This window comes from Bacillus sp. FSL W8-0640 (genome assembly GCF_038007725.1).
GTDB lineage: Bacteria > Bacillota > Bacilli > Bacillales > Bacillaceae_G > Bacillus_A > Bacillus_A cereus.
The window spans coordinates 4170779-4197740 of the sequence record NZ_JBBOXT010000001.1 but is presented as its reverse complement, the minus strand read 5'-3'; the positions used below and the strand labels follow the sequence as shown (position 1 = coordinate 4197740).

The following is a 26962-nucleotide window of genomic DNA, read 5'->3' as shown; positions in this document are numbered from 1 at the left end:
TCTTTTGAGGAAAATTGGCATCATTGGCGGTACATTTGATCCGCCTCACTATGGACATTTGCTAATTGCAAATGAAGTATATCACGCTTTGAACTTGGAAGAAGTATGGTTCTTGCCAAACCAGATTCCCCCACATAAACAAGGGCGGAATATTACAAGTGTAGAAAGTCGTTTACATATGTTAGAACTCGCGACTGAGGCAGAAGAACACTTTTCTATTTGTTTAGAAGAGCTAAGTAGGAAGGGCCCATCTTATACGTATGACACTATGTTACAATTGACGAAGAAGTATCCGGATGTGCAGTTTCACTTTATTATTGGTGGGGATATGGTTGAATATTTACCGAAGTGGTATAACATTGAAGCTTTACTTAATCTTGTAACGTTTGTTGGAGTTGCAAGACCTGGGTATACATTGCATACACCATATAAGATTACTACAGTGGAAATTCCGGAATTTGCAGTTTCTTCATCCTTATTACGTGAGAGATATAAAGAGAAGAAAACGTGTAAATATTTACTTCCTGAAAAAGTACAGGTATATATCGAGAGGAATGGGTTGTATGAATCGTGAGAATGCACTGCATATTGTCAAACAACAAATGCATGAAAAACGTTATATACACACAATTGGTGTAATGGAGACAGCGATTGAGCTTGCTAAGTTATACGGTGTGGACGAGAAAAAAGCAGAGATGGCAGCTATATTCCATGATTATGCGAAATGTAGAGCAATTTCAGAAATGGAAGAGATTATTAAACGTGAAGATTTGCCGAAAGATTTACTTTGCTATAACAAAGAGTTATGGCATGCACCTGTTGGGGCATACTTAGTAGAAAAAGAAGTAGGCATTACGGATTCTGAAATTTTGCAAGCTATTACATATCATACAAGTGGTCATGAGAATATGACGATGTTAGATAAAGTGATTTATGTAGCTGATTACATTGAACCTGGGCGAAAGTTTCCAGGAGTGGAAGAGGCTCGTAAACTCGCATATACGGATATAAATCAAGCCCTATTATTTGCGTTAAAGAGAACAATTCAATTTTTAATGGAAAAAGATCAGACGATTTATCCATTAACATTCCAAACATACAATGCAGTTATCAAGGAGGAAATGAGTAAATGAACGATAAAGAATTATTAGTATTAGCGGCAAAAGCAGCTGATGATAAGAGAGCAGAAGATATGGTTGTCCTAAATATGCAAGGTATTTCACCAATTGCAGATTATTTCATTATTTGTCACGGAAATTCAGATAAACAAGTGCAAGCAATTGCACGTGAAATTAAATCAAAAGCACATGAGTTCCAAATCGACGTACAACGTATGGAAGGGTTTGACGAAGCACGTTGGGTATTAGTTGATCTTGGAGATGTAGTTGCTCATGTATTCCATAAAGATGAGCGTAATCACTATAATTTAGAGCGTCTATGGGGCGATGTGCCACGTGAAGATATTACAGAAGAGTTAGGCCAATGAAATACGAACAATTTGCATTGTTGTACGACGAACTAATGAATGATGTCCCTTATGATAAATGGGTGGAATTTACAGAGGGAAGTTTACAGCAGGCAGGTATGAAAGAGGCAAAAATTCTTGATGTAGCATGCGGTACAGGTAATGTAACCCTGCCGCTTGTGCAAAAGGGTTACGATTTAATAGGTGTCGATCTTTCAGAAGAAATGTTAACAGTCGCTCAGCAAAAACTAGGCGGAGAAGGGCATTTTATTCCTTTTTACCAACAAGATATGCGCGAGCTTGATGTTCCGGGTGAGTTTGACTGTGTAACGATTTTTTGTGATTCATTAAATTATGTATTGCAAGAAGATGGAGTACAAGAAACATTTAGAAGAGTATTTCACCATTTACGTCAAGATGGTTTGTTTTTATTTGATGTACACTCTTTATATAAAATACATCATGTATTTCAAAATGAAACGTATACAGTGAATGGAGAAGAAATATCTCTTATTTGGAATTGCTTCCCTGGTGAAGAATCAAATAGTGTAGAGCATGATTTAACATTCTTTGTTCAAGATCTAGAAGAAGATGTGTACCATCGGTTTGACGAATGTCACGTGCAACGTGCATATCAAGTGGAAGAGTTAACGAAATGGCTTGAAGAAGCAGGTTTTACAGTGCTTCGTGTAACAGGTGATTTTGAGCGACTTGAAGTTACAGAACAAACAGAGCGTATTTTCTTCATGGCGAAGAAAAACGGATAAAAACAAAAGCAACCGAGAAGGTTGCTTTTGTTTTATAAAGAAGATGTATTTTTAGTTCTAGCATAATCTAAAGATCGTATGCGTAAAGTGTGGGAATAGTAGTTGAAGTGAAAATGTATTGTAAAAAAGTAAGTATTTATAAAAAGGATTTGGAATGAAAATGACGTATTTATTATGTGTGTTTATTGAATTGCTGATCAACGCATTCTAAATCTTCATCAAATTTTTCATGTGTTCGCTCGATTAACTTATGGAACATATCTCCAACGTGTTCTTCTAAAATCCGAATGCCTTCCCCAGTAACGCCGCCTTTCACGCAAACCTTTTCTTGTAAGGTAGGTAATGTGAAGATTTCTTTTTCAAGTAATTTCCCCATCCCCACGACCATTTCACTTACTAAAGTAGTAGCCTCTTCGTGTGTAATATTTGTTTTATCTACAGCAGCGTTAATGAAGCATTGTAGTAAATAACTAAAGAAAGCAGGACCGCAACTTGCTATATCAGATGAAACGCGCGTTATATCTTCTTTTATTACAAGAGGTGTAGAAATGTTTTTGAATAGACGAAGTAGTTTTTGTTGCCATTCTTCAGAGCAATTATCTCCAAATGTAAATAGTGAGGCGCCAGAGAGAGCGCGATTTGTGATACTTGGAATGATACGCGCGACGTGGCAAGGTACGAGAGTCTCTAATTGTGATGGAGATATTGGACTTGTAATAGAAACTAAGCACGTTTCATCAGAAAAATGTTCAGCGTATTTTTTTAGGATAGGGTATATATCTATCGGCTTAACACAAATAAAAATAAGTTGTGATTGTTCGATTACTTCCGGGATTGTTTTTGCTATCTGAACAGAAGGGTATTTTTCTTTTATATGATATGCTTTTGCGGGCGTCCGATTAATGATTGTAAGGCAAGAAGGTTTGACAGCACGGGTTTCTAAAAATGCATCGATTAGTATATTTCCCATGTTTCCTGTCCCTATAATTCCTATGTTCAAAGTTTCATCCCTCCTTCGTAACAGCTTTCTCCTAAACAATATGAATGATGTTATAAATTTATGATTAGAGGTGTAAAATGATGTGGGATTTTCCGAAAAAGTGGTTAGGTTTAGTAGCTATTATTGGAACTTTACTTTTTCTTGTTTTTTGGAAAACGAATCAGAATGTAGAACGAACGCCTATTACAATGAATGTACAAGAGAAGGAGATAGAAAAAAAGGGTAAACCGAAAATATCGGATACAAAGGAACAGAAAAGAACAATTATAATTGATGTGAAAGGAGCGGTTAGTAAAGAAGGGGTATATGAAATGAAGGAAGGAGATCGCGTAAAGGATGCGGTTCAAAAGGCTGGTGGTTTTTTATCAGAAGTAGATATGAAAAAAGTAAATTTAGCACAAATTGTACAAGATCAAATGCTTCTTTATATACCGAGTAAAAATGAGTCAGAACAAGGGGTGCTTACTTCTTCTAAGGAAGATGGCAAGATTCGAATAAATACAGCGGCGAAAGAACAACTAGAAAAAATTACAGGGATTGGCTCTCGAAAGGCAGAAAGTATTTTGAAATATCGAGAAGAACATGGTCCGTTTCAGAAAATAGAAGATTTATTAGAGATTGATGGGATTGGTGCGAAGTCTCTTGAAAAGATAAAAGGTCAAATTATTATTCCGTAAAAGATTGACGAAGTTTTTCTTCTTTCGCTACACTACAAGTAGACAAAAAAGTAGGTGAAAAATATGGAACGAATTTCATGGGATCAATATTTTATGACGCAAAGCCATCTACTATCTTTGCGTAGTACATGTACAAGGCTTGCGGTAGGAGCGACAATCGTTCGCGATAAACGAATTATTGCTGGTGGGTATAATGGTTCAATTAAAGGTGGCGTACATTGTATAGATGATGGTTGTTACGTAATCGATAATCATTGTGTTCGGACAATTCATGCCGAAATGAATGCTTTATTACAATGTGCCAAGTTTGGTGCGAAAACAGAGGAAGCAGAAATTTACGTTACGCATTTCCCTTGTTTACAATGTTGTAAGGCAATTATTCAAAGTGGTATTACAGCGGTTTATTATGCACAGGATTATAAAAATCATCCATACGCCATAGAGTTATTTGAACAAGCGAACGTAACAGTGAAGCACGTTCCGCTAGAATATGATATTGCTGCATTAGAGGAGCAAAAACGTTATACAGAGTTGAAAGAATTATTTGCGTCTTTAGAAAAAGATAATTTATCAATGGAAGAATTACAGCATGTATTCACGAAAGCAAAAATGATGCTATAAGGAGTGAGTATAAGTTGCAGGAACAATGGGGGTATGTTGCAATCTCGTTTATAATAGGGGTTGCAATTGCCTTTTCATCGTCACTTTTATTGATAGTTTTTTGCCTCTTTTTAAATGTTTTCTTCTGTTTATATCGCACTTCGCGTAAAACCTTCATTTTTTGTATTGTAGCGTACTTTAGTAGCGCTATATACACTTCCTATGTTCAAGCGTGGAATAAGCCTCTAGGGGAGTCCTATGGAGTTACAAGAGGGGTTATACAAAATACACCGCTTGTTAATGGGGATCGCCTATCTTTTCAATTTGAAGATCAGAATAAAAATATAGTGCAGTTAAGTTATAGAATCAAATCAGTCTTGGAAAAGAAAAAAATGCAACAATTATACGCAGGGATATCATGTGTATTCGAGGGTGAGAGGAAAGAACCGGAAACAGCTCGGAATTTTCATGGTTTTAATTACCGTGATTATTTATACAAACAACATATTCATTTTACATTTGAGGCTACATATATTTCTGAATGCTATAAAACATCACTGTCGCTCACGCAATGGATTCTTCTTTTGAGGCAACAAGCAATCTCGAAAGTTACAGAAATGTTTCCAGAGCAATCAGGTGCTTTTATGAATGCATTAATATTTGGTGATAGACAACAAATGACGTTTGAAGTGGAAGAGCAATATCAACAATTTGGTCTTGTACATTTGTTAGCAATTTCAGGTTCGCACATTGTATTGTTAATGGTGATAGTATATTTTATTTTGCTAAGAAGCGGTGTGACAAGGGAGGTAGCAACAATTTGCCTTATCGTTTGTATTCCTTTGTATATGGTTTTAGCAGGGGCGTCACCCTCTGTTATAAGAGCTTCTATAACAGGAGTTTTGATGTTGATTGCTTTTATGTGCTCGATTCGTTTGTCTAGTTTAGATGCTTTAAGTGTAACAGCTATATGCATGCTTATATATGACCCTTATCTTGTTTTTAATATTGGATTTCAGTTTTCTTTTGTAGGTAGCTTCGCTTTACTTTTGTCTGCTCCGTTATTGTTAGGAAGTAGCAACGGAGTAATCCGGAATTCTATTTATATTTCTATCATTTCACAGCTCGTTAGTACTCCGATTTTGTTATATCACTTTGGTTATTTTTCTCCATATAGCATTCTCCTCAATCTCTTATACGTTCCGTTTTTATCTATCATTGTATTACCATGTAGCATTATTATTTTACTGTGTATGCCAATTGTCCCGTTTCTCGCAAAAGGATTTGCCGATGTATTATCAATAGGCTTGAGTATGTCTAATGATTTTCTAAGTTATTGTGAAAGTTTACCATTTACCCAGCTTATCTTCGGGGAAACGCCCTTCAATCTTGTAGCTGTATATTGCGCGAGTATTGTCAGCATATTGATGGTTTGGGAACGGAGAGCGCCGAAAAAAATAGTTTGTATAGTTGCGAGTGTATTTCTTTTTATTAGCACATGTCATTATATATATCCATATTTTAGAGGAAGCGGAAGTGTAACATTTATTGATGTTGGACAAGGTGATGCAATATTAATTCGCCTTCCGTATGATAAAGGGATTTATCTTATTGATACAGGTGGAACGCTTCGTGTGAATAAGGAAGAATGGCAACAAAAAAAGCATGAATTTTCTGTTGGAAATGATGTTTTAATACCCTTTTTACAAAAAGAAGGTATTAAAACAATTGATAAATTAATCGTAACGCATGGAGATGCAGATCATATAGGTGCTGCGCAAGAATTATTATCATATATACCTGTAAAAGAAGTGGTATTTGGCCGAAAGGGAAAAGATGCAGTATTAGAAAAAGTAGTCAAGAAACAGGCATTAGAAAAGGAAATGAAAATAACTGAAGTGGGGGAAGGGGAGAGTTGGAGTGTAAATGAAGCGGAATTTTTTGTTTTAGCTCCAAAAGGAAAAGAAAAAAGTAAAAATAACGCTTCAATTGTAATATGGGCAAAATTTGGAGGGTTGAAGTGGCTATTTACAGGCGATTTGGAAGAAGAAGGGGAAAAGATTTTAGTAGAGGCATATCCAGATTTACAAGTAGATGTTTTAAAAGTTGCTCATCATGGGAGTGATACGTCATCTATAGAGCCTTTTTTGAACGTCATACAGCCTCGTGTAGCGATTATATCTGTTGGTAAGCAGAATAGGTATGGACACCCGCATAAAGAAGTGATAGAGCGTTTTGAGAAGATGGGGAGTGCGATATGGCGCACGGACAAGCAAGGTGCTATTTCCTATGTTTTTAAAGGGAAAAATGGAACCTTTAAAAGTAAAATCACATATGATAAAACACATAATAGATGAAAAAGAGAAGACTGCCATGAAGTGGCAGTCTTTAAGAACCGATAAATTTAATAACAGTTGCAATGATGAAAAGTGTTGCGAAAAAACCAAATGAGACGATAAATCCTACCCCTGAATCAATAGCGTCATTGCGTTTACTTTGAACGTTTTGTTCAAAATCATTCATTTAGAATCCCTCCCCAACATTCCACTTTAGTATAAAATATTGTCAGAAAAAAATCTACAATTTCCATATGAAGAGAAAACGAGCTTTTTTGTTACTTGTAAATCATGAAGTAATGTGAGTTTTTCGTTTCCAAGCATGTTAACAGTTGGCACTTATACTCAAATTTTTATTGCGAATAATAAAGGGAAGGTGATTACCGCACACCAATAAGAAACCCGGGGCTTATTGCGTGGCGTTTAATATAAATAAAGGGACGGGTTATAAAGCCTGTTCCTTTGTACTTGTAAAACAAAAGCTAGGGCATTAGTATAAATATATATTGCCAAGTTAGGGAGTAGGAAAAAGTATGAGTGATATACATAAAAAAATTAAAAAGAAACAGTTTGCTCCGTTATATTTAATATATGGAACGGAAGCTTTTTTTATAAATGAAACGATAAAGCTTATTACGACAGAAGCACTTGAAGAAGAAGATCGAGAGTTTAATGTTGTGACATACGATTTAGAAGAAGCGTATTTAGAAGATGTGGTTGAGGATGCGCGTACGCTTCCTTTCTTCGGAGAACGGAAAGTACTGTTAATAAAATCACCGCTATTTTTGACTTCGCAAAAAGAAAAGTTAGAGCAAAATATAAAAATTTTAGAAGAATACATTGGTGAACCTTCTCCATTTTCTATTCTTGTTTTTGTTGCGCCTTACGAAAAACTTGATGAGCGAAAAAAAATTACAAAACTATTAAAGAAAACAGCAGATGTAGTAGAAGCGAATGCAATGCAAGTACAGGATGTTCAGAAGTGGATTGTTGCTCGTGCAGATGAAGTGCATGTGCATATTGATAACGCGGCTGTTAGTTTGTTGCTAGAGCTTGTGGGAAGTAATGTAACGATGTTGGCGAAGGAAATGGACAAGTTAACGTTATACGTTGGTATGGGCGGAGAGATTACGACGAAACTTGTTGCAGAGCTTGTGCCAAAATCAGTTGAGCAAAATGTATTTGCTTTGACAGAAAAAGTGGTGAAAAAAGATATTGCAGGTGCAATGCAAATTTTGGATGGATTATTTACGCAGCAGGAAGAGCCGATTAAATTGCTTGCGTTATTAGTGAGTCAATTCCGCTTGTTGTATCAAGTGAAAGAGCTACAGCAACGTGGTTATGGACAAAATCAAATTGCGTCTCATATTGGTGTACATCCGTATCGTGTAAAGTTAGCAATGAATCAAACGAAGTTTTTCTCTTTTGAAGAATTAAAAAAAGTGATTATAGAATTAGCGGAAGCTGATTATAGTATGAAGACGGGAAAGATGGATAAGAAGCTTGTGCTCGAATTTTTCTTAATGCGATTAAATCATATGTGATGACACAAAAAAGTTCATGCACTTAGTGCATGAACTTTTTTGTATATAAAAAAACGATCCAAATGGATCGTTTTTTAAACGCCTTACGCGTTTACTTGTTTCGCTAAGCGAGATTTTTGACGAGCTGCAGCGTTTTGGTGGATAAGACCTTTACGAGCTGCTTTGTCAAGTTTTTTAGAAGCAGTTTTGAAAGCTTCTTTAGCATTTTCAAGATCGTTATTAGTAACTAAAGCTTCTACAGTTTTAACAGCAGAACGCATGTCAGACTTGATAGAAGCGTTATGTGCACGACGCTCTTCGCTAAGTTTAGCGCGTTTGATAGCAGATTTGATGTTTGCCATACTTTTCACCTCCCTGGTGCAATCGAATGACTCGATTCTTACATAGAACAAGTGATATTCTATCAAACGGTGAAGAGAATTGCAATAGTATATCCATGAAATTTCACGTAAAGGAAAGAATGACCTTATATAACTTTGGGAAATCTAACGATATTTACTATGAATTACGGAGGAGATACGATGAAAGAACCATTAGATTTAAGTAAATATAGCATTAGAACTGACCTTGCTGTAGAAGCTCATCAAATGTTGCAAGAAAGCCAAGAAGAACAAAAAGGGATACAGGGAGTTATTGTAAAAGAGAGAGAAGAAGAAGGTACTATAATTACAAAAGTAACGATTGATGAAGCTGCCTCTGAAGCGATGGGGAAAAAACCTGGAAATTATTTAACACTTGAAGTACAAGGGATACGTCAGCAAGATACAGAACTTCAACAAAAAGTGGAGCGTATTTTTGCAAAAGAATTTTCTTGTTTCTTAGAAGAGGTTGGAGTTACAAAAGAAGCAAGCTGTTTAATTGTAGGTCTTGGGAATTGGAATGTAACACCAGATGCTCTTGGACCGATAGTTGTAGAAAATGTATTAGTAACGAGACATTTGTTTCAATTGCAGCCTGAAAGTGTAGAAGAAGGATTTAGGCCTGTTAGTGCAATTCGGCCGGGGGTAATGGGGATTACAGGAATCGAAACGAGCGATGTTATTTATGGAATTATTGAGAAGACGAACCCGGACTTTGTAATTGCAATTGATGCATTAGCTGCCCGTTCTATTGAACGAGTAAATAGCACGATACAAATTTCTGATACTGGAATCCATCCTGGATCGGGGGTTGGGAATAAACGTAAAGAACTAAGTAAAGACACATTAGGTATCCCTGTTATCGCAATTGGTGTTCCGACTGTGGTCGATGCTGTTTCGATTACAAGTGATACGATTGATTTTATTTTGAAACATTTTGGTCGAGAGATGAAAGAAGGAAATAAACCTTCACGATCTTTGTTACCAGCGGGATTTTCATTTGGAGAAAAGAAAAAATTAACAGAAGAAGATATGCCGGATGAAAAGAGCAGAAATATGTTTTTAGGTGCTGTTGGTACATTGGAAGAAGAAGAAAAAAGAAGGCTGATTTATGAAGTGCTATCTCCTCTTGGTCATAATTTAATGGTAACCCCAAAAGAAGTAGATACTTTTATTGAGGATATGGCGAATGTAATAGCGAGTGGTTTAAATGCAGCGCTACATCATCAAATTGATCAAGATAATACGGGAGCATATACACATTGAGGGGAACAGATGATTATGGTTTGAGTCGCTTTGCGCTTTTGTGTATATGTAGTGTAGCTTTATGTTTACTTATGATGATAGCAGGAGTGGCACTTGCTAATCATGGTTTGAAAAGTATGAAAGGCTATCAGCAATTGTCATATGAACAAATAGCTCATATGACAGGGACAGAAAGTACAGGTGCTGAATCAGAAATTTTGGATAGCTCGTTTTCGGCCTCAGAAAAACAACAGCAATTAGAACGTTTAAGAAGTTTTAATGTTGTAGAAGGAATTGGGATGGCGGTAGCAAGTGTAGCTTATGAAATGACGAAGTTCGGGACAGATATAGTTGTTGGGAAAATAAAAGGAATTTTTAGCTAAGAGTAACATGGGAGGCGGTTGTTTTACTGATTTGTAAGACAGCCGTTTTAAAATTTGAAAAGGGTTTGTCTCTTATGGTTTATTCGCATAAGATATAGATAGAATGATTTGTATCGTAAGCAGCACGAGTTTTCATTGAATCTTTGTTGCTCTATTGATATAATCAGTGCTAGTGTATATTGGCGAGACTATTAGGAGTTGAGAACATAGATGAATAAAGAAGAAAGAGCAAAAAGACAGTCCAAAATTCGTAATTTCTCTATTATTGCTCATATTGACCACGGAAAATCAACGTTAGCAGACCGTATTTTAGAGAAAACAAACGCGTTAACACAACGCGAAATGAAAGCTCAGTTGCTTGACTCTATGGATTTAGAGCGTGAGCGTGGTATTACAATCAAATTAAACGCAGTACAATTAAACTATAAAGCAAAAGATGGTGAAGAGTATATTCTTCATTTAATTGATACACCAGGACATGTCGACTTTACGTACGAAGTATCTCGTAGTTTAGCGGCTTGTGAAGGCGCGATTCTTGTAGTAGATGCAGCGCAAGGTATTGAAGCGCAAACGTTAGCAAACGTATACTTAGCGCTTGATAACAATTTAGAAATTTTACCAGTTATTAATAAAATCGACTTACCAAGTGCGGATCCAGAACGTGTACGTCAAGAGGTAGAAGATGTAATTGGTTTAGATGCATCAGAAGCGGTACTTGCTTCTGCGAAAGCTGGAATTGGTATTGAAGAAATTTTAGAACAAATTGTTGAAAAAGTACCAGCTCCTTCGGGTGATTCAGAAGAGCCATTACAATGTATGATTTTCGACTCTTTATATGATCCGTACCGCGGTGTAATTGCTTATATCCGTGTTGTAAATGGAACAGTAAAAGTTGGCGATAAAGTACGTATGATGGCAACGGGTAAAGAATTTGAAGTAACAGAAGTAGGTGTATTTACACCGAAAACTACGCAACGTGACGAGTTAACAGTAGGTGATGTAGGTTTCTTAGCAGCATCGATTAAAAATGTTGGTGACACACGTGTTGGTGATACGATTACACATGCGAAACGTCCAGCTGCAGAGCCGTTAGCAGGTTACCGTAAGTTAAATCCGATGGTATTCTGTGGTCTGTATCCAATTGACTCTGCTCGTTATAACGATTTACGTGATGCATTAGAAAAATTAGAGTTAAACGATTCTGCTCTTGAGTTTGAACCAGAAACATCTCAAGCGCTAGGATTTGGTTTCCGTTGTGGTTTCTTAGGGCTTCTTCACATGGAAATCATTCAAGAACGTATTGAACGTGAATTTAAGATTGACTTAATTACAACAGCGCCAAGCGTTATTTATAAAGTTTATTTAACTAACGGTGAAGATGTTATTGTTGATAACCCATCTAATATGCCAGATCCACAGTCTATCGATCGTGTAGAAGAGCCGTTTGTGAAGGCTTCAATTATGGTTCCGAATGACTATGTTGGAGCTGTAATGGAGATTTGCCAAGGTAAACGTGGAACGTTTATTGATATGCAATATTTAGATGAAACGCGTGTTACATTAACATATGAAATCCCGTTATCAGAAATCGTATATGACTTCTTCGATCAATTGAAATCAAATACGAAAGGGTATGCATCATTTGACTACGAGTTAATTGGCTATAAACCATCTAAACTTGTGAAAATGGATATTCTTTTAAATAATGAACAAGTGGATGCTTTATCATTTATCGTACACCGTGATTCAGCGTATGACCGTGGTAAAGTAATCGTAGAGAAATTAAAAGAATTAATTCCGAGACAACAATTTGAAGTGCCAATTCAGGCGACTATCGGAAATAAAGTTGTAGCACGTTCTACAATTAAAGCGATGCGTAAAAACGTACTTGCAAAATGTTACGGCGGTGACATTTCTCGTAAGCGTAAACTTCTTGATAAGCAAAAAGAAGGTAAAAAACGTATGAAGTCTGTTGGTTCTGTAGAAGTACCGCAAGAGGCATTTATGGCTGTACTGAAAATGGATGACAACTAATATTTGAAATAAAAAAGAAGTCGTTTGTGCGGCTTCTTTTTTCTGTATAATTACTTTTTAGACATCTGAGCAGCTCTCATTTACAATAATGAGAGAGCTTTTTAGTTCATATAGAGTTAGGAGATTGTTAATGTCCGAAAATATTCGAAAAGATATTCAAGATAAAATACAAAATGGTAATTTTAATTGTGAAAAGGAATTGACGCTTTCTATTATTAGTGGAAAGTGGAAAGTTGTGATACTGTGGCATCTTGGTGTGGAAGGACCACATCGTTTCAGTGAATTACAACGGTTATTCCCAAGCATTTCTCATAAAGTTTTGTCGAACCAATTAAAAGAGTTAATGGAAGATGGAATTGTTGATCGGACAGTATATCCCGAAATTCCTCCTCGCGTTGAGTATTATATGACGGAACTAGGCATGTCACTTTTACCGATCGTTGAAATGATGTATGATTGGGGAAAAATGCGAATGGAACAAATTCGTAATACGTTAGAGAAGTAGAGAACCCTCCGGAGTGCGGAGGTTTTCTTTTTAGAAAGGTAGGAGTTATATTTGGTACAAGCTGCATATATTCATATTCCGTTTTGTCAGCACATTTGTCACTATTGTGATTTTAATAAAGTGTTTATTGAACGCCAACCGGTTGATCAATATTTAGATTATTTAGAGAAGGAAATAATAAATACGGTTCAAAAAGTTCCGTTTGATAGTATAAAAACGATTTTTGTGGGCGGGGGAACTCCGACAGCGTTAAATATGGAACAGACAAAAAAATTACTCGAGATTATTAATCGTCATTTGCGTCCGTTCGCCCCAAATTGTGAATTAACATTTGAAGCGAATCCAGGAGATCTGCCGAAAGAGAAGTTGAATGTACTGCTAGAAGGTGGAGTGAATCGAATTAGTTTTGGTGTGCAAACGTTCCGTGATGAACTGCTTGAGAAAATCGGGCGCAAGCATACGAGGGAAGATGCATTCCTCGCGATTCGAGAAGCACAGGAAGTAGGATTTAAAAATATTAATGTAGATATTATTTATGCTTTGCCAGGACAGACGATAGAAGATGTAAAAGAAACATTAGATATTGCTTTTACGCTTGGTGTACAACATTTCTCTGCATATTCATTAATTGTGGAACCTAAAACAGTGTTTTATAACTTAATGAACAAAGGGAAATTGCGTCTTCCGGGTGAAGACCATGAAGCGAAAATGTATGAAATAGTAATGGATGAAATGGAGAAACACGGTTATAACCAGTATGAAATTAGTAATTTCTCAAAAGGTGACAATAAAAGTAGACATAATCTCACATACTGGAATAATGAAGAGTATTATGGATTTGGAGCTGGAGCTCATAGTTATGTGAACGGGGAACGTATTCAAAATGTAGGTCCGCTGAAGCAATATTTTAATAAAATTGATGAAACAGGATTTCCGTATTTAGATGTTCACAAAGTGACGGAGAAAGAAAGAATGGAAGAAGAGTTGTTCTTAGGGCTTCGAAAAACAAAAGGTGTTTCTAAAACGGCGTTCCGCAATAAATTTAATGTAGAGATGGATCAAGTTTTCGCGAAGCAGTTACAAAGCAACCAAGAGCAGGGATTGCTTGAAGAGGAAGATGGACATGTGCGTTTAACGCGAAAAGGAAAATTATTAGGGAATGAAGTATTCCAATCATTTTTGATTGACTAATTAAATGTTCCATAGGCGTGAAAAAGTTTCATTATTTCGTGACGTTTCCGTTGACAATTGAATGTCAATTTTGGTAAGTTATTAATAGATTTAGCACTCAAAGACAAAGAGTGCTAACAGAGGTGATGATGAGATGCTTACGGAACGTCAGCTCTTAATTTTACAAACAATTATTGATGACTTTATTGGATCAGCGCAGCCCGTTGGGTCTAGAACGTTGGCTAAAAAAGATGAAATTACATTTAGTTCAGCTACTATTCGAAATGAAATGGCGGACTTAGAAGAATTAGGTTTTATTGAAAAAACGCACAGTTCTTCTGGACGTGTTCCTTCTGAGAAAGGCTACCGATTTTATGTAGACCATCTTTTAGCACCGCAAAACTTACCGAACGCTGAAATTGTACAAATTAAAGATTTATTTGCTGAAAGAATTTTTGAAGCGGAAAAAATTGCACAACAATCTGCTCAAATTTTATCAGAACTTACGAATTATACGGCCATTGTTCTTGGACCGAAGTTAAGTACAAATAAACTTAAAAATGTACAAATTGTGCCGCTTGATCGTCAAACTGCTGTCGCTATTATTGTAACCGATACAGGGCATGTACAAAGTAAAACGATTACCGTTCCGGAATCTGTTGATTTATCAGATTTAGAAAAAATGGTTAATATTTTAAATGAAAAGCTATCTGGCGTACCGATGGAAGAACTTCATAATAAAATCTTTAAGGAGATTGTTACAGTTTTACGTGGGTATGTTCATAATTACGATAGTGCAATAAAAATGTTGGATGGTACATTTCAAGTTCCGTTATCGGAAAAGATATACTTTGGAGGAAAAGCAAATATGCTTTCGCAGCCAGAGTTCCATGACATTCAAAAGGTTAGATCTTTACTTACCATGATTGATAATGAAGCCGAATTTTATGACATTTTGCGTCATAAACAAGTCGGGATTCAAGTGAAAATTGGTAGGGAAAACTCTTCGACGGCTATGGAGGATTGTAGTTTAATTTCTGCAACATATTCAATCGGCGAAGAGCAACTTGGAACAATTGCTATTTTAGGTCCTACGAGAATGCAATATTCTCGTGTAATTAGTTTGTTACAGTTATTTACGAGACAATTTACTGATGGACTTAAAAAGTAAATGAGAGTAATACATTCGCTCAAGTGATGAAATTTTCATTGCTGTGTGTAATATATAATGCTTAGGTAATCATGCTATGCATGATACCTAATACCTTTTAAGGAGGTGAATATTGTGGAAGAGCGTAACGAACAAGTGGTAGAAGAAGTAAAAGAAGCGCAAGTTGAAGAAGCTGTCACACCAGAAAACAGTGAAGAAACTGTAGAAGAAAAAAGTGAGGCTGCTCTTTTACAAGAAAAAGTAGATGAGCTACAAGCGAAACTAACGGAAACGGAAGGTCGCACATTACGTCTACAAGCTGATTTTGAAAATTATAAGCGCCGTGTCCAAATGGATAAACAGGCTGCTGAAAAATATAGAGCACAAAGTCTAGTTTCAGACATCTTGCCAGCTCTTGATAATTTTGAAAGAGCAATGCAAGTGGAAGCGACTGATGAGCAAACGAAATCCTTGTTACAAGGTATGGAAATGGTGCATCGTCAATTGTTAGAAGCGCTGACTAAAGAAGGTGTGGAAGTGATTGAAGCTGTTGGTAAACAGTTTGATCCTAATGAACACCAAGCTATTATGCAAGTGGAAGATAGTGAATTTGAATCAAACGCGGTTGTGGAAGAATTCCAAAAAGGTTATAAACTAAAAGACCGTGTGATTCGCCCATCAATGGTAAAAGTAAATCAATAATTTACATAAAACTAGGAGGATTCGCCATGAGTAAAATTATCGGTATTGACTTAGGTACAACAAACTCTTGTGTAGCTGTTATGGAAGGTGGAGAACCAAAGGTTATCCCAAATCCAGAAGGAAACCGTACAACACCTTCTGTTGTAGCTTTCAAAAATGAAGAACGTCAAGTTGGGGAAGTTGCAAAGCGCCAAGCAATTACAAACCCAAATACAATCATGTCTGTTAAACGTCATATGGGTACAGACTACAAAGTAGAAGTTGAAGGTAAAGATTATACACCTCAAGAAATTTCTGCAATCATTTTACAAAACTTAAAAGCTTCTGCTGAAGCATACTTAGGTGAAACAGTAACGAAAGCTGTTATTACAGTACCTGCATACTTCAACGATGCAGAGCGTCAAGCAACGAAAGATGCTGGTCGTATTGCTGGTTTAGAAGTTGAGCGTATTATTAACGAGCCAACAGCAGCAGCACTTGCTTACGGTTTAGAAAAACAAGACGAAGAACAAAAAATCTTAGTATATGACTTAGGTGGCGGTACATTTGACGTATCTATCCTTGAGTTAGCAGACGGCACATTCGAAGTTATTTCAACTGCTGGTGACAACCGTCTTGGTGGCGATGACTTTGACCAAGTTATCATCGATCACTTAGTAGCTGAGTTCAAAAAAGAAAATAACATTGATTTAAGCCAAGATAAAATGGCGCTTCAACGCTTGAAAGATGCAGCTGAAAAAGCGAAAAAAGATCTTTCTGGTGTAACACAAACTCAAATTTCATTACCATTCATTAGTGCTGGAGCTGCTGGTCCATTACACTTAGAATTAACGTTAACAAGAGCGAAATTCGAAGAGCTTTCAGCAGGTCTTGTTGAAAGAACATTAGAGCCAACTCGTCGTGCATTAAAAGACGCTGGTTTTGCTCCAAGCGAATTAGATAAAGTTATTCTTGTTGGTGGATCTACTCGTATCCCAGCTGTACAAGAAGCTATTAAACGTGAAACTGGTAAAGAGCCATATAAAGGTGTAAACCCTGATGAAGTTGTAGCATTAGGTGCTGCAGTTCAAGGTGGCGTACTTACTGGTGATGTAGAAGGCGTTCTATTATTAGACGTAACTCCACTTTCTTTAGGTATTGAAACTATGGGTGGCGTGTTCACGAAATTAATCGAGCGTAACACTACAATTCCAACAAGTAAGTCACAAGTATTCTCGACAGCTGCTGATAATCAACCAGCAGTAGACATTCACGTATTACAAGGTGAGCGTCCAATGTCGGCTGACAACAAAACGTTAGGTCGTTTCCAATTAACTGACCTTCCACCAGCACCACGTGGTATTCCACAAATCGAAGTAACATTCGATATTGATGCGAACGGTATCGTTAACGTACGTGCGAAAGACTTAGGAACAAGCAAAGAGCAAGCTATTACAATCCAATCTTCTTCAGGTCTTTCTGATGAAGAAGTAGAACGTATGGTACAAGAAGCGGAAGCAAATGCTGACGCTGACCAAAAACGTAAGGAAGAAGTTGAACTTCGTAACGAAGCTGACCAACTTGTATTCCAAACAGACAAAGTTGTAAAAGATTTAGAAGGTAAAGTAGATGCAGCTGAAGTTGCAAAAGCAACAGAAGCGAAAGAAGCATTACAAGCTGCAATTGAGAAAAACGAGCTTGAAGAAATTCGTGCGAAAAAAGATGCTTTACAAGAAATCGTACAACAATTAACTGTTAAATTATACGAGCAGGCTCAAGCAGCTGCTGGTCAAGCAGAAGGTGCGCAAGGTGCACAAGACGCTGGCGCAAAGAAAGACAATGTAGTTGACGCTGAGTTTGAAGAAGTAAAAGAAGACAAGTAATTCAATTGTAAACATAATAAGTAAGATGACAAAAAGTCAAAGTCAAGCGTGCCTTGACTTTGGCTTTTTTCACGAATGAGAAGCGATGTGTGAGGATCTTAAGTTTTTCGCTTTGCATACTGTAAGTGAGGAAACTTTGTTGCAAAGCACTTTCTTTCGGTGTTAAAATTACGTTTATGTGAAAGATTCGGGGGTTGTAAATTTATGAGTAAACGAGACTATTATGAGGTCCTTGGACTTAGCAAGGGCGCTTCAACAGATGAAATTAAAAAAGCGTATCGTCGTTTGGCTAAAAAATACCATCCAGACGTAAGCAAAGAAGAAAATGCAATTGAAAAGTTTAAAGAAGTACAAGAAGCATACGAAGTGTTAAGTGATGATCAAAAGCGTGCACAGTACGATCAATTTGGTCATGCTGGTGCAAATCAAGGATTCGGTGGATTTGGCGGCGGAGGAGACTTCGGCGGTGGCTTCGGTTTTGAAGATATATTTAGTTCTTTCTTTGGCGGTGGCGGCGGCAGACGTCGTGATCCAAATGCTCCGCGCCAAGGTGCTGACTTACAATATCAAGTCACTTTAGATTTTGAAGAAGCTATTTTTGGTAAGGAATTAAATGTGGAAATTCCAGTAGAAGATCCATGTGATACTTGTAAAGGTAGTGGAGCAAAACCAGGAACTTCAAAAGAAACATGTAAACATTGTTCAGGCTCTGGTCAAGTGAGTGTAGAACAAAACACACCGTTTGGTCGTATCGTAAATCGTCAAGCTTGTGGTCATTGTTCAGGAACTGGACAAATTATTAAAGAAAAATGTACGACATGTCACGGTTCAGGTAAAGTTCGTAAACGTAAAAAAATCAATGTTAAAATTCCAGCGGGTATCGATAATGGTCAACAAATTCGTGTGTCTGGAAAAGGTGAAGCCGGCGTAAATGGCGGACCAGCAGGAGACTTATATGTTGTCGTTCATGTAAGAAATCATGAATTCTTCGAGCGTGAAGGAGATCACATTATTTGCGAAATGCCATTAACATTTGCGCAAATGGCGCTTGGTGATGAAGTGGAAGTTCCTACTGTTCATGGTAAAGTGAAGCTGAAAATTCCAGCAGGAACACAAACTGGAACAGAATTCCGCTTAAAAGGAAAAGGTGCTCCGAACGTACGTGGATACGGCCAAGGAGATCAATATGTAGTCGTTCGTGTTGTTGTACCGACGAAATTGACTTCGCAGCAAAAAGATTTATTACGTGAATTTGCAGGACAAGAAGAGCAGGATGATAGTTTATTCGGAAAGCTTAAACGTGCTTTCAAAGGGGAATAATGGAAATAAAAAATGGAGTTGGTAAATTGTGAAATGGTCAGAAATTAGTATTCATACAACAGAAGAAGCAGTAGAAGCTGTCTCTCATATTTTACATGAAGCTGGTGCTAGTGGAGTTGCGATTGAGGATCCAGCGGAGTTAACGAAAGAGCGCGAGCAACAATATGGTGAAATTTATGCATTGAACCCAGATGAATATCCGGCGGAAGGTGTATTAATAAAAGCGTATTTCCCGCAAACGGATTCTTTACATGAAACGATTGCAGGTGTAAAATCATCTATTGATGTGCTTCCATCTTACGACATCGAAATTGGTACTGGAAATATTACCGTTAACGAAGTCAATGAAGAAGATTGGGCTACTGCTTGGAAAAAATATTACCATCCAGTACAAATTTCTGATACATTCACAATCGTACCGACTTGGGAAGAATATACACCATCTTCTCCTGATGAAAAAATCATTGAATTAGACCCGGGTATGGCGTTTGGTACAGGAACTCATCCAACAACAACGATGTGTATCCGTGCTTTAGAAAAAACAGTACAGCCAGGTGACACTATTATTGATGTAGGAACAGGTTCTGGTGTACTTAGTATTGCGGCTGCAAAATTAGGTGCGTCTTCTGTTCAAGCATATGATTTAGATCCGGTTGCGGTTGAAAGTGCAGAAATGAATGTACGTTTAAATAAAACAGATGATATCGTGTCTGTTGGACAAAATAGTCTTTTAGAAGGCATTGAAGGTCCTGTTGATTTAATCGTAGCTAACTTATTAGCAGAAATTATTCTATTATTCCCTGAAGATGCAGCAAGAGTTGTGAAGTCAGGTGGATTATTTATTACATCGGGCATTATTGCTGCGAAGGAAAAAGTAATTTCTGAGGCGTTAGAACAAGCTGGATTTACAATTGAAGAAGTGTTACGAATGGAAGATTGGGTAGCAATTATTGCACGAAATGCGTAATATAGATTTTAGTCTATAATGAAAAGGGGAGTCTCTCACTATAAGGTGAGAGACTTGCCGTTTGTTATATGAAAAATGATAACGTTTCGTTCCTTTCGTAAGTGTTGACTTACGAAAGGAACGAAACTCTACTAAGGTGATTATATGCAACGTTATTTTGTAGAAGAGAAATATGTAAATGAGACAAGTATTCGCATTGTAGGTGATGACGTACATCATATCGCAAGAGTGATGCGTATGTCAGCTGGTGATCATATTTATTGCTGTGTAAACGGAAAAACAGCAGTATGTTCAATTGATGAAATTACCAGTGAATTTATTAATACGGCTATTGTAGAATGGGTAGAGGCGTCAAGTGAACTTCCTGTTTTCGTGACGATTGCAAGTGGACTGCCAAAAGGAGACAAGCTAGAGTTAATTTTTCAAAAAGGAACTGAGCTTGGGGCAGCTGCATTCTTACCATTTCAAGCATCTCGCTCTATCGTAAAATGGGATGCGAAAAAAGCTGATAAAAAAGTTGAGCGTTTAAGAAAAATTGTGAAAGAAGCTGCGGAACAATCACATAGAAGTGAAATTCCAGAAGTACATGCTCCGGCATCATTTAAGCAATTGCTTTCAATGAGTGGTGAGTATGATGTTTGTCTTGTTGCTTACGAAGAGGAAGCAAAACAAGGTGAGAAATCTAATTTTGCGAAAGCTTTAACGACAATGAAACCAGGTCAAAAGCTATTGATTGTATTTGGCCCAGAAGGCGGTTTAGCTGAGGAAGAGATTACAGCGCTTCGTGAACATAAATTTGTACCATGTAGTTTAGGACCAAGAATTTTAAGAACAGAAACGGCGCCGTTATACGCGTTAAGTGCTGCTTCGTATCATTTTGAATTGATGGGGTGATGATCAATGTCAACTGTTGCGTTCCATACGTTAGGTTGTAAAGTAAACCACTATGAAACAGAAGCCATTTGGCAATTGTTTAAACAAGGTGGTTATGAAAGAACAGAATATGAAAAGAAAGCTGATGTATATGTTATTAACACATGTACAGTAACGAATACTGGGGACAAAAAAAGCCGTCAAGTAATCAGACGTGCTGTGCGTCAAAATCCAGATGCAGTTATTTGCGTAACGGGATGTTATGCACAAACATCTCCAGCTGAAATTATGGCGATTCCGGGTGTAGATATTGTAGTTGGTACACAGGATCGTGAAAAGATGTTAGGTTACATCGAAGAATTCCGTAAAGAGCGTCAACCAATTAATGCTGTCCGTAATATTATGAAAACACGTGTGTATGAAGAACTTGATGTACCTTATTTCACGGATCGTACACGTGCGTCTTTAAAAATACAAGAGGGTTGCAATAACTTCTGTACATTCTGTATCATTCCTTGGGCGCGTGGTTTAATGCGTTCTCGTGATGGAAAAGAAGTTATTAAACAAGCACAACAATTAGTGGATGCAGGCTATAAAGAAATCGTATTAACGGGTATTCATACAGGTGGATACGGCGAAGACATAAAAGATTATAACTTAGCTGGATTACTTCGTGATATGGAAGCGGAAGTAGGCGGATTAAAACGTCTTCGTATTTCTTCTATTGAAGCGAGTCAAATTTCAGATGAAGTAATTGAAGTGTTAGATAAATCTGAAGTAGTTGTACGCCACTTGCATATTCCGTTGCAATCTGGTTCTAATACTGTATTAAAACGTATGCGTCGTAAATATACGATGGAGTTCTTCCAAGAGCGTTTAGATCGTTTGAAAGAAGCGTTACCAGGCCTTGCGATTACATCTGACGTAATCGTTGGTTTCCCAGGTGAAACAGAAGAAGAATTCATGGAAACATACAATTTCATTAAAGAGAACCGCTTCTCTGAGTTACATGTGTTCCCTTACTCAAAACGTACAGGAACACCTGCAGCACGCATGGAAGATCAAGTTCCTGAAGATGTGAAGAATGATCGTGTTCATCGTTTAATTGAGCTATCTAATCAATTAGCGAAAGAATATGCATCAGCGTTTGAAGGTGAAGTGCTTGAAATCATTCCAGAAGAGCAATTTAAAGACGGCGACCGTGAAGGGTTATATGTAGGGTATACAGATAACTACTTGAAAATTGTATTTGAAGGATCAGAAGAATTAATTGGTAAGCTAGTGAAAGTGAAAATTACGAAAGCTGGTTATCCATATAACGAAGCGCAATTTGTTCGTGTTCTTGAAGATGATGTAAAAAAAGAATCAGCTAGCGCATAAAAAGAGCGTGCAACCGGAAACGGTTTGCATGCTTTCTTTATTTGAAGCGGTTAAGTACTATAAGGTGGGGAGGCGTTTCATGCATCCCTGTATGAAAAAAGATGAAATGATAAAAATATAGTTGTCTTCATCAGTAAAGGATACTAGCTATTTGCATAACTTTTGAAAAGGAAATGCTTCTATTCTTCTTTTATTCTGCCAAATAGTTGACCTGAAGTGATAAAATGTATTATAATCGTAAAAGACATGCTGAAGAAGTGTTTCTTTTTGCATGCTGAAGTTAGTATGTAAGTGTGATGTTTCGGAGGGAGGGAAAGAGAATGTCAAAAACAGTCGTTCGTAAAAACGAGTCTTTGGAGGATGCACTTCGCCGTTTTAAAAGATCGGTTTCTAAAACTGGTACACTTGCTGAAGCAAGAAAGCGCGAGTTTTATGAAAAACCAAGTGTAAAACGTAAGAAGAAATCTGAAGCGGCAAGAAAGCGTAAATTCTAAGAGAGGGTGTAAGTTATGAGTCTTCTCGGTCGTTTAAACGATGATATGAAACAAGCGATGAAGAATAAACAAAAAGAAAAATTAACCGTTATTCGTATGGTTAAGGCTGCTTTACAAAATGAAGGTATTAAACTGCAACATACTCTTACTGAAGAAGAGGAAATAACAGTTTTAGCTCGTGAAGTAAAACAGTATAAGGACTCCCTCCTTGAATTTAAAAAAGCTGGTCGTGAAGACCTTGTTAATAAACTGCAAAGTGAAATTCAGATTTTAAGCGCATATTTGCCAGAGCAATTAACTGAAGAAGAACTAGTTGATGTAATCAAGCAAGTTATTTCTGAAGTTGGTGCGACTTCTAAAGCAGATATGGGTAAGGTGATGACTGCTGTTATGCCGAAAGTAAAAGGTAAAACAGACGGATCACTTGTGAATAAGCTGGTTATCCAGCTATTAGCGTAAAAAAACGTCTCATTTCGTATGAGACGTTTTTTTATTGTTCTTATTAAGGAGAAACGCTATATTGCTTAAAAAGGGTTTCTATAAGTGATAGAAACCCCTCTAGTTAAAGTTTCAATTTATTATTTCCTTGTATAATTCCGATTCTACACCTATTCTTACTTCCTTGACTAAAACTTCTTTCGCAAATAAAAGCTAAGTACCGAACCTTCTGAAAATCAGATTGAAGTTTTATAGCTTGCTCTTCAGCATAATCCTCAAAGGTAACGAAAGAGATTCTAACTATTTTAGATTTTGCATCAGTTGCATAAAATGGCCGGATATTACTGTCGATAATTTGTTTTATAACATTCGAAATTTCTTGACTAAAGCCAATTTACTTTCGTATTTCCTCATTTATTAATTCATTTTTTAATGAACCCTAATATTTTTTGAAATTCATATAACAACCATCTATAAAATATTCTTACTTACAACGTAACATTCAGAGTGGAGAAATTTTCTTTTTTTTTGATTTTATCCCTCATTAACGGGCAGCCCGATTGGTGAGGGGGGATTAAAGTTTCACTTTATCTCATTTGTCCAATAAATGACAACTACTTATTCTATGGTCAGTATGTCACATCCAGAACGAATTGTAACAGTTTTTTTCAAGTTTCTAACTTCTCGCTAGGCTCAATTTCTTAATGTAACTTGTACTGATATCCTGTAGGGGCGCATATTCTTGTATTAATACTTCTATTATTAAAGGTAACATCCTCTGATCCATCATTGTCCTGACAAATATGATTTCATATAGCGGCTGTTTTAATTAACATGATATGAACTCTTACAGAATATAGTTATGTTAGTGAAGTCGTTATAACACGATAGGCACTTGTGAAGAAATACATATATATGGGATGAGAGGGGGTCTTTCGAGATGAAGAAATTAGAACAAATGAAAAATTGGTTGACAAAACAAGTAGACCTACCAGTGGATGTATTAATGGATCTACCTCGGATTACTCTTGTTGGGCAAATACATATTTATATAGAAAATCATCGGGGGTTATTAGTGTTTTCAGATAAAGAAGTGCGATTACTTTTAAAACACGGTCAATTATTAATTAAAGGACAATCCTTTGTTATTAAAACGATTCTTCCAGAAGAGCTTTTGCTCGAAGGGATAATTGAGCAAGTAACATTTTTAGAAAATGAAAAAAAAGGTGATTGAAGTGAAACTTCCATTTGTGAAGTTTTTCTTCTTTATCCTGTAAAAGTTCCGTTGATAGAGACTGATTACAGTTTTACTCGGTTTCATTTTAGTACGAGCTATTTTAATGTTTCAAATAAAAAGTAGTATATCTACTTTTAGAAAGGTAGTGAAGGTGGTAAATGAAAAATAAATGGTTTATAAAGTGGCTTGGATATGTAAAAGTGCGAATTGAAGGTAGAGGAGCGGAACGGTTTGTTAATGAATGTGTACGGAGGAATTTATTAGTTTGGGATGTTAAAAAGATAGCTGATGAAACGTTAGTTTTTTGTATGTTGTTACGCGATGTGAAAAAAATAAAACCAATTTATAGAAAAAATGAATGTAAATTATATTTTATTGGACGTTATGGTTTTCCTTTTTGGAATAAGCGTTTAATTAAAAATAGTGGATTTTTAATTGGTTTTTTAATTTTCTTTTTTGGTGTGATTGCAATGTCAAATATGGTTTGGAAAATTGAAATTACAGGAGCAAAACCTGAAACGGAATATATATTGATGAAAGAATTGGATAAAATGGGTATTAAAAAAGGGAAACTACAATTTCAAATGCCGAATGTAGAAGATGTACAACGCCATTTGACAGATAATATTAATGCCATTACTTGGGCGGGACTAGAAGTAAGAGGAACGACGTATCATTTTAAAATTGTTGAAAAAAACGAACCGAAGAAAGAAAAGGAACAAAGGCCGCAAAATTTAGTAGCAAAAAAAGAAGCGATTATTACAAAGACGTTCGTAGAAGTTGGAAAGCCGGTTGTACTGAAAAATGATCATGTAGAAAAAGGGCAGATTCTCGTATCAGGAATATATGGTAATGAGGAAAGTCCGACGATTGTTTCAGCGAAAGGTATTGTGTATGGAGAAACGTGGTATACATCTAAGGTGGATGTCCCGTTAAAGACGCAATTCCAAGTGTATACTGGTAATGTATACAATGAACATTTTCTTAAATTTTGGGATACGAAAATAAAAATATGGGGATTTCAGCATGATAAGTATAAACGCTCTCGTACTGAAAGTGTAAAGCATGATGTGAAATTATTTGGTTTTACACTGCCGATTGCATATGAAAAAGATGTTGTGAGAGAAGAGGAAGAAGCGAATCGAGAATATACAGAAAAGCAAGCGCTGAAAGTAGCGAAAGAGATGGCCGAAAAAGAACTAAAGAAAAAATTGGATGAACATGCTATGATTGTAAGTGATAAGATTTTGAGTAAAGAGGTTGAGGCGGGTCAACTAAAGGTCACATTGCATTATACTGTGGTTGAAAATATTGCAGAGCCACAACCAATATCCGAATCCGATATTCAAGGAGACTGAGTAATGGCAGAACAATTAGTAGAAATGAACCAACAATTGGAAAATACTAACGAAGCAATCGCTCTTTTTGGAGTCAATGATGCACATTTAAAAGTAATTGAACGAGAACTGAATGTATCGATCGTAACTAGAGGAGAAACTGTTCATGTATCTGGGGCAGTTGAAACGGTGACACTCGTAGAAAAAATCTTACAGCAATTACTTGTTGTAATTCGTAAAAGTATATCAATTTCAGAGAGAGATGTTGCGTATGCAATTCAGCTTGCACAACAAGGGAAAATTGCTCAATTTGAAGAGTTATATGAAGAAGAAATTTTCAAGACTGCAAAAGGTAAATCCATTCGTGTAAAAACAATGGGGCAAAGACGATATATTCATGCGATGAAGAAGAATGATATTGTCTTTGGGATAGGGCCTGCAGGAACTGGAAAAACATACTTAGCTGTAGTAATGGCTGTGAGGGCTTTAAAACAAGGGTATGTAAAGAAAATTATTTTAACAAGACCTGCTGTAGAAGCTGGAGAAAATTTAGGTTTTTTACCAGGGGATTTGAAAGAGAAGGTAGATCCATACTTACGCCCATTATATGATGCCTTACATGATATTCTTGGACAAGAATATACGCAGCGTATGATGGAGCGAGGAGTAATTGAAATCGCGCCGCTTGCTTATATGAGGGGGCGTACGCTTGATGATTCATTTGTTATTTTAGATGAGGCTCAAAATACAACGGGTGCTCAAATAAAAATGTTTTTAACAAGATTAGGTTTTAGTTCTAAAATGGTTATTACAGGGGACCCTTCACAAGTAGACTTGCCAAAAGGGGTAAAATCAGGGCTATCTATAGCTGCTAATATTTTATCTGGTGTATCAGGTCTGTCATTTATTACATTAGAACAAACGGACGTTGTGAGACATCCATTGGTGCAACGTATTATTGAGGCATATGATAAAATGGAATGATCCTATTTGTCAGGATCATTTCTTTTTGTATGATAAGGTTGGCGAACGTCATATTTTTTACTATCATGAAAGATAAGGAAAATAAACTATAGGTACTAGTGTATAAAATGTTGCCTCAAAGTATCGTTTGGTA

General features: G+C 36.6%; 28 protein-coding genes. 25 read left to right on the top strand and 3 right to left on the bottom strand.

The window, feature by feature from the left end:
• Positions 1-4: 4 nt before the first annotated feature.
• From nadD to N2V80_RS21670, 4 genes are read left to right on the top strand one after another with little or no spacing between them, the layout of a single operon-like run.
• Positions 5-574 (top strand): nicotinate-nucleotide adenylyltransferase, encoded by a 570-nt coding sequence (gene nadD / locus N2V80_RS21685; protein WP_001226048.1) that lies wholly within the window; start codon positions 5-7, stop codon positions 572-574.
• Positions 564-1133: a bis(5'-nucleosyl)-tetraphosphatase (symmetrical) YqeK gene (gene yqeK, locus N2V80_RS21680; protein ID WP_001078477.1), complete on the top strand. Its 570-nt coding sequence runs from the start codon at positions 564-566 to the stop codon at positions 1131-1133. Before nadD ends, yqeK begins: the two co-directional genes overlap by 11 nt.
• A complete protein-coding gene (gene rsfS, locus N2V80_RS21675; RefSeq protein ID WP_000998193.1) occupies positions 1130-1486 on the top strand; it encodes a ribosome silencing factor in 357 nt (118 codons plus the stop codon). The genes yqeK and rsfS overlap by 4 nt, the downstream gene beginning before the upstream one ends.
• Entirely contained in the window at positions 1483-2232 is a 750-nt protein-coding gene (locus N2V80_RS21670; protein WP_061654485.1) for a class I SAM-dependent DNA methyltransferase, read from the top strand. The genes rsfS and N2V80_RS21670 overlap by 4 nt, the downstream gene beginning before the upstream one ends.
• A 172-nt stretch (positions 2233-2404) precedes the next feature.
• Here N2V80_RS21670 and comER read toward each other — a convergent pair whose 3' ends face one another.
• Positions 2405-3232, bottom strand: a complete 828-nt coding sequence (gene comER / locus N2V80_RS21665; RefSeq protein ID WP_061654484.1) for a late competence protein ComER — start codon at positions 3230-3232, stop codon at positions 2405-2407.
• A gap of 77 nt (positions 3233-3309) precedes the next feature.
• Here comER and N2V80_RS21660 point away from each other — a divergent pair, with 77 nt between their 5' ends.
• The 3 genes from N2V80_RS21660 to N2V80_RS21650 all read left to right on the top strand — a co-directional run bounded on the left by N2V80_RS21660 (position 3310) and on the right by N2V80_RS21650 (position 6866).
• Positions 3310-3909, top strand: coding sequence for a helix-hairpin-helix domain-containing protein (locus N2V80_RS21660; protein WP_000989929.1), 600 nt, complete (start codon positions 3310-3312; stop codon positions 3907-3909).
• Between the two features lie 63 nt (positions 3910-3972).
• Positions 3973-4530 (top strand): ComE operon protein 2, encoded by a 558-nt coding sequence (locus N2V80_RS21655; protein WP_000439773.1) that lies wholly within the window; start codon positions 3973-3975, stop codon positions 4528-4530.
• A gap of 14 nt (positions 4531-4544) precedes the next feature.
• The gene (locus N2V80_RS21650) at positions 4545-6866 is read left to right on the top strand and encodes a DNA internalization-related competence protein ComEC/Rec2 (protein ID WP_061654483.1); all 2322 of its coding nucleotides are present in this window, start codon (positions 4545-4547) and stop codon (positions 6864-6866) included.
• A gap of 31 nt (positions 6867-6897) precedes the next feature.
• Here N2V80_RS21650 and N2V80_RS21645 read toward each other — a convergent pair whose 3' ends face one another.
• Positions 6898-7032: a YqzM family protein gene (locus N2V80_RS21645; protein WP_000997609.1), complete on the bottom strand. Its 135-nt coding sequence runs from the start codon at positions 7030-7032 to the stop codon at positions 6898-6900.
• A gap of 346 nt (positions 7033-7378) precedes the next feature.
• Between N2V80_RS21645 and holA the strand changes: the two genes are divergently transcribed.
• Positions 7379-8389: a DNA polymerase III subunit delta gene (gene holA / locus N2V80_RS21640; RefSeq protein WP_001279908.1), complete on the top strand. Its 1011-nt coding sequence runs from the start codon at positions 7379-7381 to the stop codon at positions 8387-8389.
• Positions 8390-8472: 83 nt separating this feature from the next.
• On the opposite strand, the gene rpsT is transcribed toward holA, so the two are convergent.
• Positions 8473-8730 (bottom strand): 30S ribosomal protein S20, encoded by a 258-nt coding sequence (gene rpsT, locus N2V80_RS21635; RefSeq protein ID WP_001274011.1) that lies wholly within the window; start codon positions 8728-8730, stop codon positions 8473-8475.
• Between the two features lie 180 nt (positions 8731-8910).
• On the opposite strand from rpsT, the gene gpr reads away from it, so the two are divergent.
• The 17 genes from gpr to N2V80_RS21550 all read left to right on the top strand — a co-directional run bounded on the left by gpr (position 8911) and on the right by N2V80_RS21550 (position 26829).
• The gene (gene gpr / locus N2V80_RS21630) at positions 8911-10014 is read left to right on the top strand and encodes a GPR endopeptidase (protein ID WP_000662616.1); all 1104 of its coding nucleotides are present in this window, start codon (positions 8911-8913) and stop codon (positions 10012-10014) included.
• The gene (locus N2V80_RS21625) at positions 10011-10376 is read left to right on the top strand and encodes a YqxA family protein (protein WP_061654482.1); all 366 of its coding nucleotides are present in this window, start codon (positions 10011-10013) and stop codon (positions 10374-10376) included. The genes gpr and N2V80_RS21625 overlap by 4 nt, the downstream gene beginning before the upstream one ends.
• 210 nt (positions 10377-10586) lie before the next feature.
• Entirely contained in the window at positions 10587-12410 is a 1824-nt protein-coding gene (gene lepA / locus N2V80_RS21620; RefSeq protein WP_001030951.1) for an elongation factor 4, read from the top strand.
• Between the two features lie 130 nt (positions 12411-12540).
• On the top strand, positions 12541-12915 hold the full coding sequence (locus N2V80_RS21615; RefSeq protein WP_001293539.1) for a winged helix-turn-helix transcriptional regulator: 375 nt from the start codon (positions 12541-12543) through the stop codon (positions 12913-12915).
• A 51-nt stretch (positions 12916-12966) separates the two neighbouring features.
• Entirely contained in the window at positions 12967-14106 is a 1140-nt protein-coding gene (gene hemW, locus N2V80_RS21610) for a radical SAM family heme chaperone HemW (protein ID WP_000249427.1), read from the top strand.
• 133 nt (positions 14107-14239) lie between these two features.
• Positions 14240-15256 carry a heat-inducible transcriptional repressor HrcA gene (hrcA, locus tag N2V80_RS21605; RefSeq protein ID WP_000954941.1) on the top strand — a complete coding sequence of 339 codons (1017 nt, stop codon included), beginning with the start codon at positions 14240-14242 and terminating at the stop codon, positions 15254-15256.
• 114 nt (positions 15257-15370) lie between these two features.
• A complete protein-coding gene (gene grpE / locus N2V80_RS21600; RefSeq protein WP_000392711.1) occupies positions 15371-15937 on the top strand; it encodes a nucleotide exchange factor GrpE in 567 nt (188 codons plus the stop codon).
• A 26-nt stretch (positions 15938-15963) separates the two neighbouring features.
• Positions 15964-17799 (top strand): chaperone protein DnaK, encoded by a 1836-nt coding sequence (gene dnaK / locus N2V80_RS21595; protein ID WP_000034700.1) that lies wholly within the window; start codon positions 15964-15966, stop codon positions 17797-17799.
• A gap of 204 nt (positions 17800-18003) precedes the next feature.
• Positions 18004-19119, top strand: a complete 1116-nt coding sequence (dnaJ, locus tag N2V80_RS21590; protein ID WP_000043947.1) for a chaperone protein DnaJ — start codon at positions 18004-18006, stop codon at positions 19117-19119.
• Positions 19120-19147: 28 nt separating this feature from the next.
• On the top strand, positions 19148-20086 hold the full coding sequence (gene prmA, locus N2V80_RS21585) for a 50S ribosomal protein L11 methyltransferase (RefSeq protein WP_000872103.1): 939 nt from the start codon (positions 19148-19150) through the stop codon (positions 20084-20086).
• Positions 20087-20230: 144 nt separating this feature from the next.
• A complete protein-coding gene (locus tag N2V80_RS21580; protein WP_001190159.1) occupies positions 20231-20980 on the top strand; it encodes a 16S rRNA (uracil(1498)-N(3))-methyltransferase in 750 nt (249 codons plus the stop codon).
• 6 nt (positions 20981-20986) lie between these two features.
• Positions 20987-22339, top strand: a complete 1353-nt coding sequence (gene mtaB, locus N2V80_RS21575; RefSeq protein WP_000108679.1) for a tRNA (N(6)-L-threonylcarbamoyladenosine(37)-C(2))-methylthiotransferase MtaB — start codon at positions 20987-20989, stop codon at positions 22337-22339.
• Between the two features lie 320 nt (positions 22340-22659).
• Positions 22660-22833 (top strand): 30S ribosomal protein S21, encoded by a 174-nt coding sequence (gene rpsU, locus N2V80_RS21570; RefSeq protein WP_000048061.1) that lies wholly within the window; start codon positions 22660-22662, stop codon positions 22831-22833.
• Between the two features lie 15 nt (positions 22834-22848).
• Entirely contained in the window at positions 22849-23292 is a 444-nt protein-coding gene (locus tag N2V80_RS21565; protein ID WP_000054562.1) for a GatB/YqeY domain-containing protein, read from the top strand.
• Between the two features lie 919 nt (positions 23293-24211).
• Positions 24212-24505, top strand: coding sequence for a sporulation protein YqfC (gene yqfC / locus N2V80_RS21560; protein ID WP_000732269.1), 294 nt, complete (start codon positions 24212-24214; stop codon positions 24503-24505).
• 161 nt (positions 24506-24666) lie between these two features.
• Entirely contained in the window at positions 24667-25866 is a 1200-nt protein-coding gene (yqfD, locus tag N2V80_RS21555) for a sporulation protein YqfD (RefSeq protein WP_000792500.1), read from the top strand.
• A gap of 3 nt (positions 25867-25869) precedes the next feature.
• Entirely contained in the window at positions 25870-26829 is a 960-nt protein-coding gene (locus tag N2V80_RS21550) for a PhoH family protein (protein ID WP_000840520.1), read from the top strand.
• Positions 26830-26962: the final 133 nt, after the last annotated feature.

Bases quoted from the DNA above. Each gene is read 5' to 3' on its own strand.
- N2V80_RS21615 (WP_001293539.1), top strand. From the start codon at position 12,541: ATGTCCGAAAATATTCGAAAAGATATTCAAGATAAAATACAAAATGGT.
- mtaB (WP_000108679.1), top strand. From the start codon at position 20,987: ATGTCAACTGTTGCGTTCCATACGTTAGGTTGTAAAGTAAACCACTAT.
- N2V80_RS21645 (WP_000997609.1), bottom strand. From the start codon at position 7,032: ATGAATGATTTTGAACAAAACGTTCAAAGTAAACGCAATGACGCTATT.
- gpr (WP_000662616.1), top strand. From the start codon at position 8,911: ATGAAAGAACCATTAGATTTAAGTAAATATAGCATTAGAACTGACCTT.
- yqfC (WP_000732269.1), top strand. From the start codon at position 24,212: ATGAAGAAATTAGAACAAATGAAAAATTGGTTGACAAAACAAGTAGAC.
- N2V80_RS21565 (WP_000054562.1), top strand. From the start codon at position 22,849: ATGAGTCTTCTCGGTCGTTTAAACGATGATATGAAACAAGCGATGAAG.
- yqeK (WP_001078477.1), top strand. From the start codon at position 564: ATGAATCGTGAGAATGCACTGCATATTGTCAAACAACAAATGCATGAA.
- rpsU (WP_000048061.1), top strand. From the start codon at position 22,660: ATGTCAAAAACAGTCGTTCGTAAAAACGAGTCTTTGGAGGATGCACTT.
- lepA (WP_001030951.1), top strand. From the start codon at position 10,587: ATGAATAAAGAAGAAAGAGCAAAAAGACAGTCCAAAATTCGTAATTTC.
- yqfD (WP_000792500.1), top strand. From the start codon at position 24,667: ATGAAAAATAAATGGTTTATAAAGTGGCTTGGATATGTAAAAGTGCGA.
- N2V80_RS21550 (WP_000840520.1), top strand. From the start codon at position 25,870: ATGGCAGAACAATTAGTAGAAATGAACCAACAATTGGAAAATACTAAC.
- N2V80_RS21580 (WP_001190159.1), top strand. From the start codon at position 20,231: ATGCAACGTTATTTTGTAGAAGAGAAATATGTAAATGAGACAAGTATT.
- rpsT (WP_001274011.1), bottom strand. From the start codon at position 8,730: ATGGCAAACATCAAATCTGCTATCAAACGCGCTAAACTTAGCGAAGAG.
- rsfS (WP_000998193.1), top strand. From the start codon at position 1,130: ATGAACGATAAAGAATTATTAGTATTAGCGGCAAAAGCAGCTGATGAT.
- N2V80_RS21660 (WP_000989929.1), top strand. From the start codon at position 3,310: ATGATGTGGGATTTTCCGAAAAAGTGGTTAGGTTTAGTAGCTATTATT.
- dnaJ (WP_000043947.1), top strand. From the start codon at position 18,004: ATGAGTAAACGAGACTATTATGAGGTCCTTGGACTTAGCAAGGGCGCT.
- hrcA (WP_000954941.1), top strand. From the start codon at position 14,240: ATGCTTACGGAACGTCAGCTCTTAATTTTACAAACAATTATTGATGAC.
- dnaK (WP_000034700.1), top strand. From the start codon at position 15,964: ATGAGTAAAATTATCGGTATTGACTTAGGTACAACAAACTCTTGTGTA.
- holA (WP_001279908.1), top strand. From the start codon at position 7,379: ATGAGTGATATACATAAAAAAATTAAAAAGAAACAGTTTGCTCCGTTA.
- N2V80_RS21655 (WP_000439773.1), top strand. From the start codon at position 3,973: ATGGAACGAATTTCATGGGATCAATATTTTATGACGCAAAGCCATCTA.
- N2V80_RS21670 (WP_061654485.1), top strand. From the start codon at position 1,483: ATGAAATACGAACAATTTGCATTGTTGTACGACGAACTAATGAATGAT.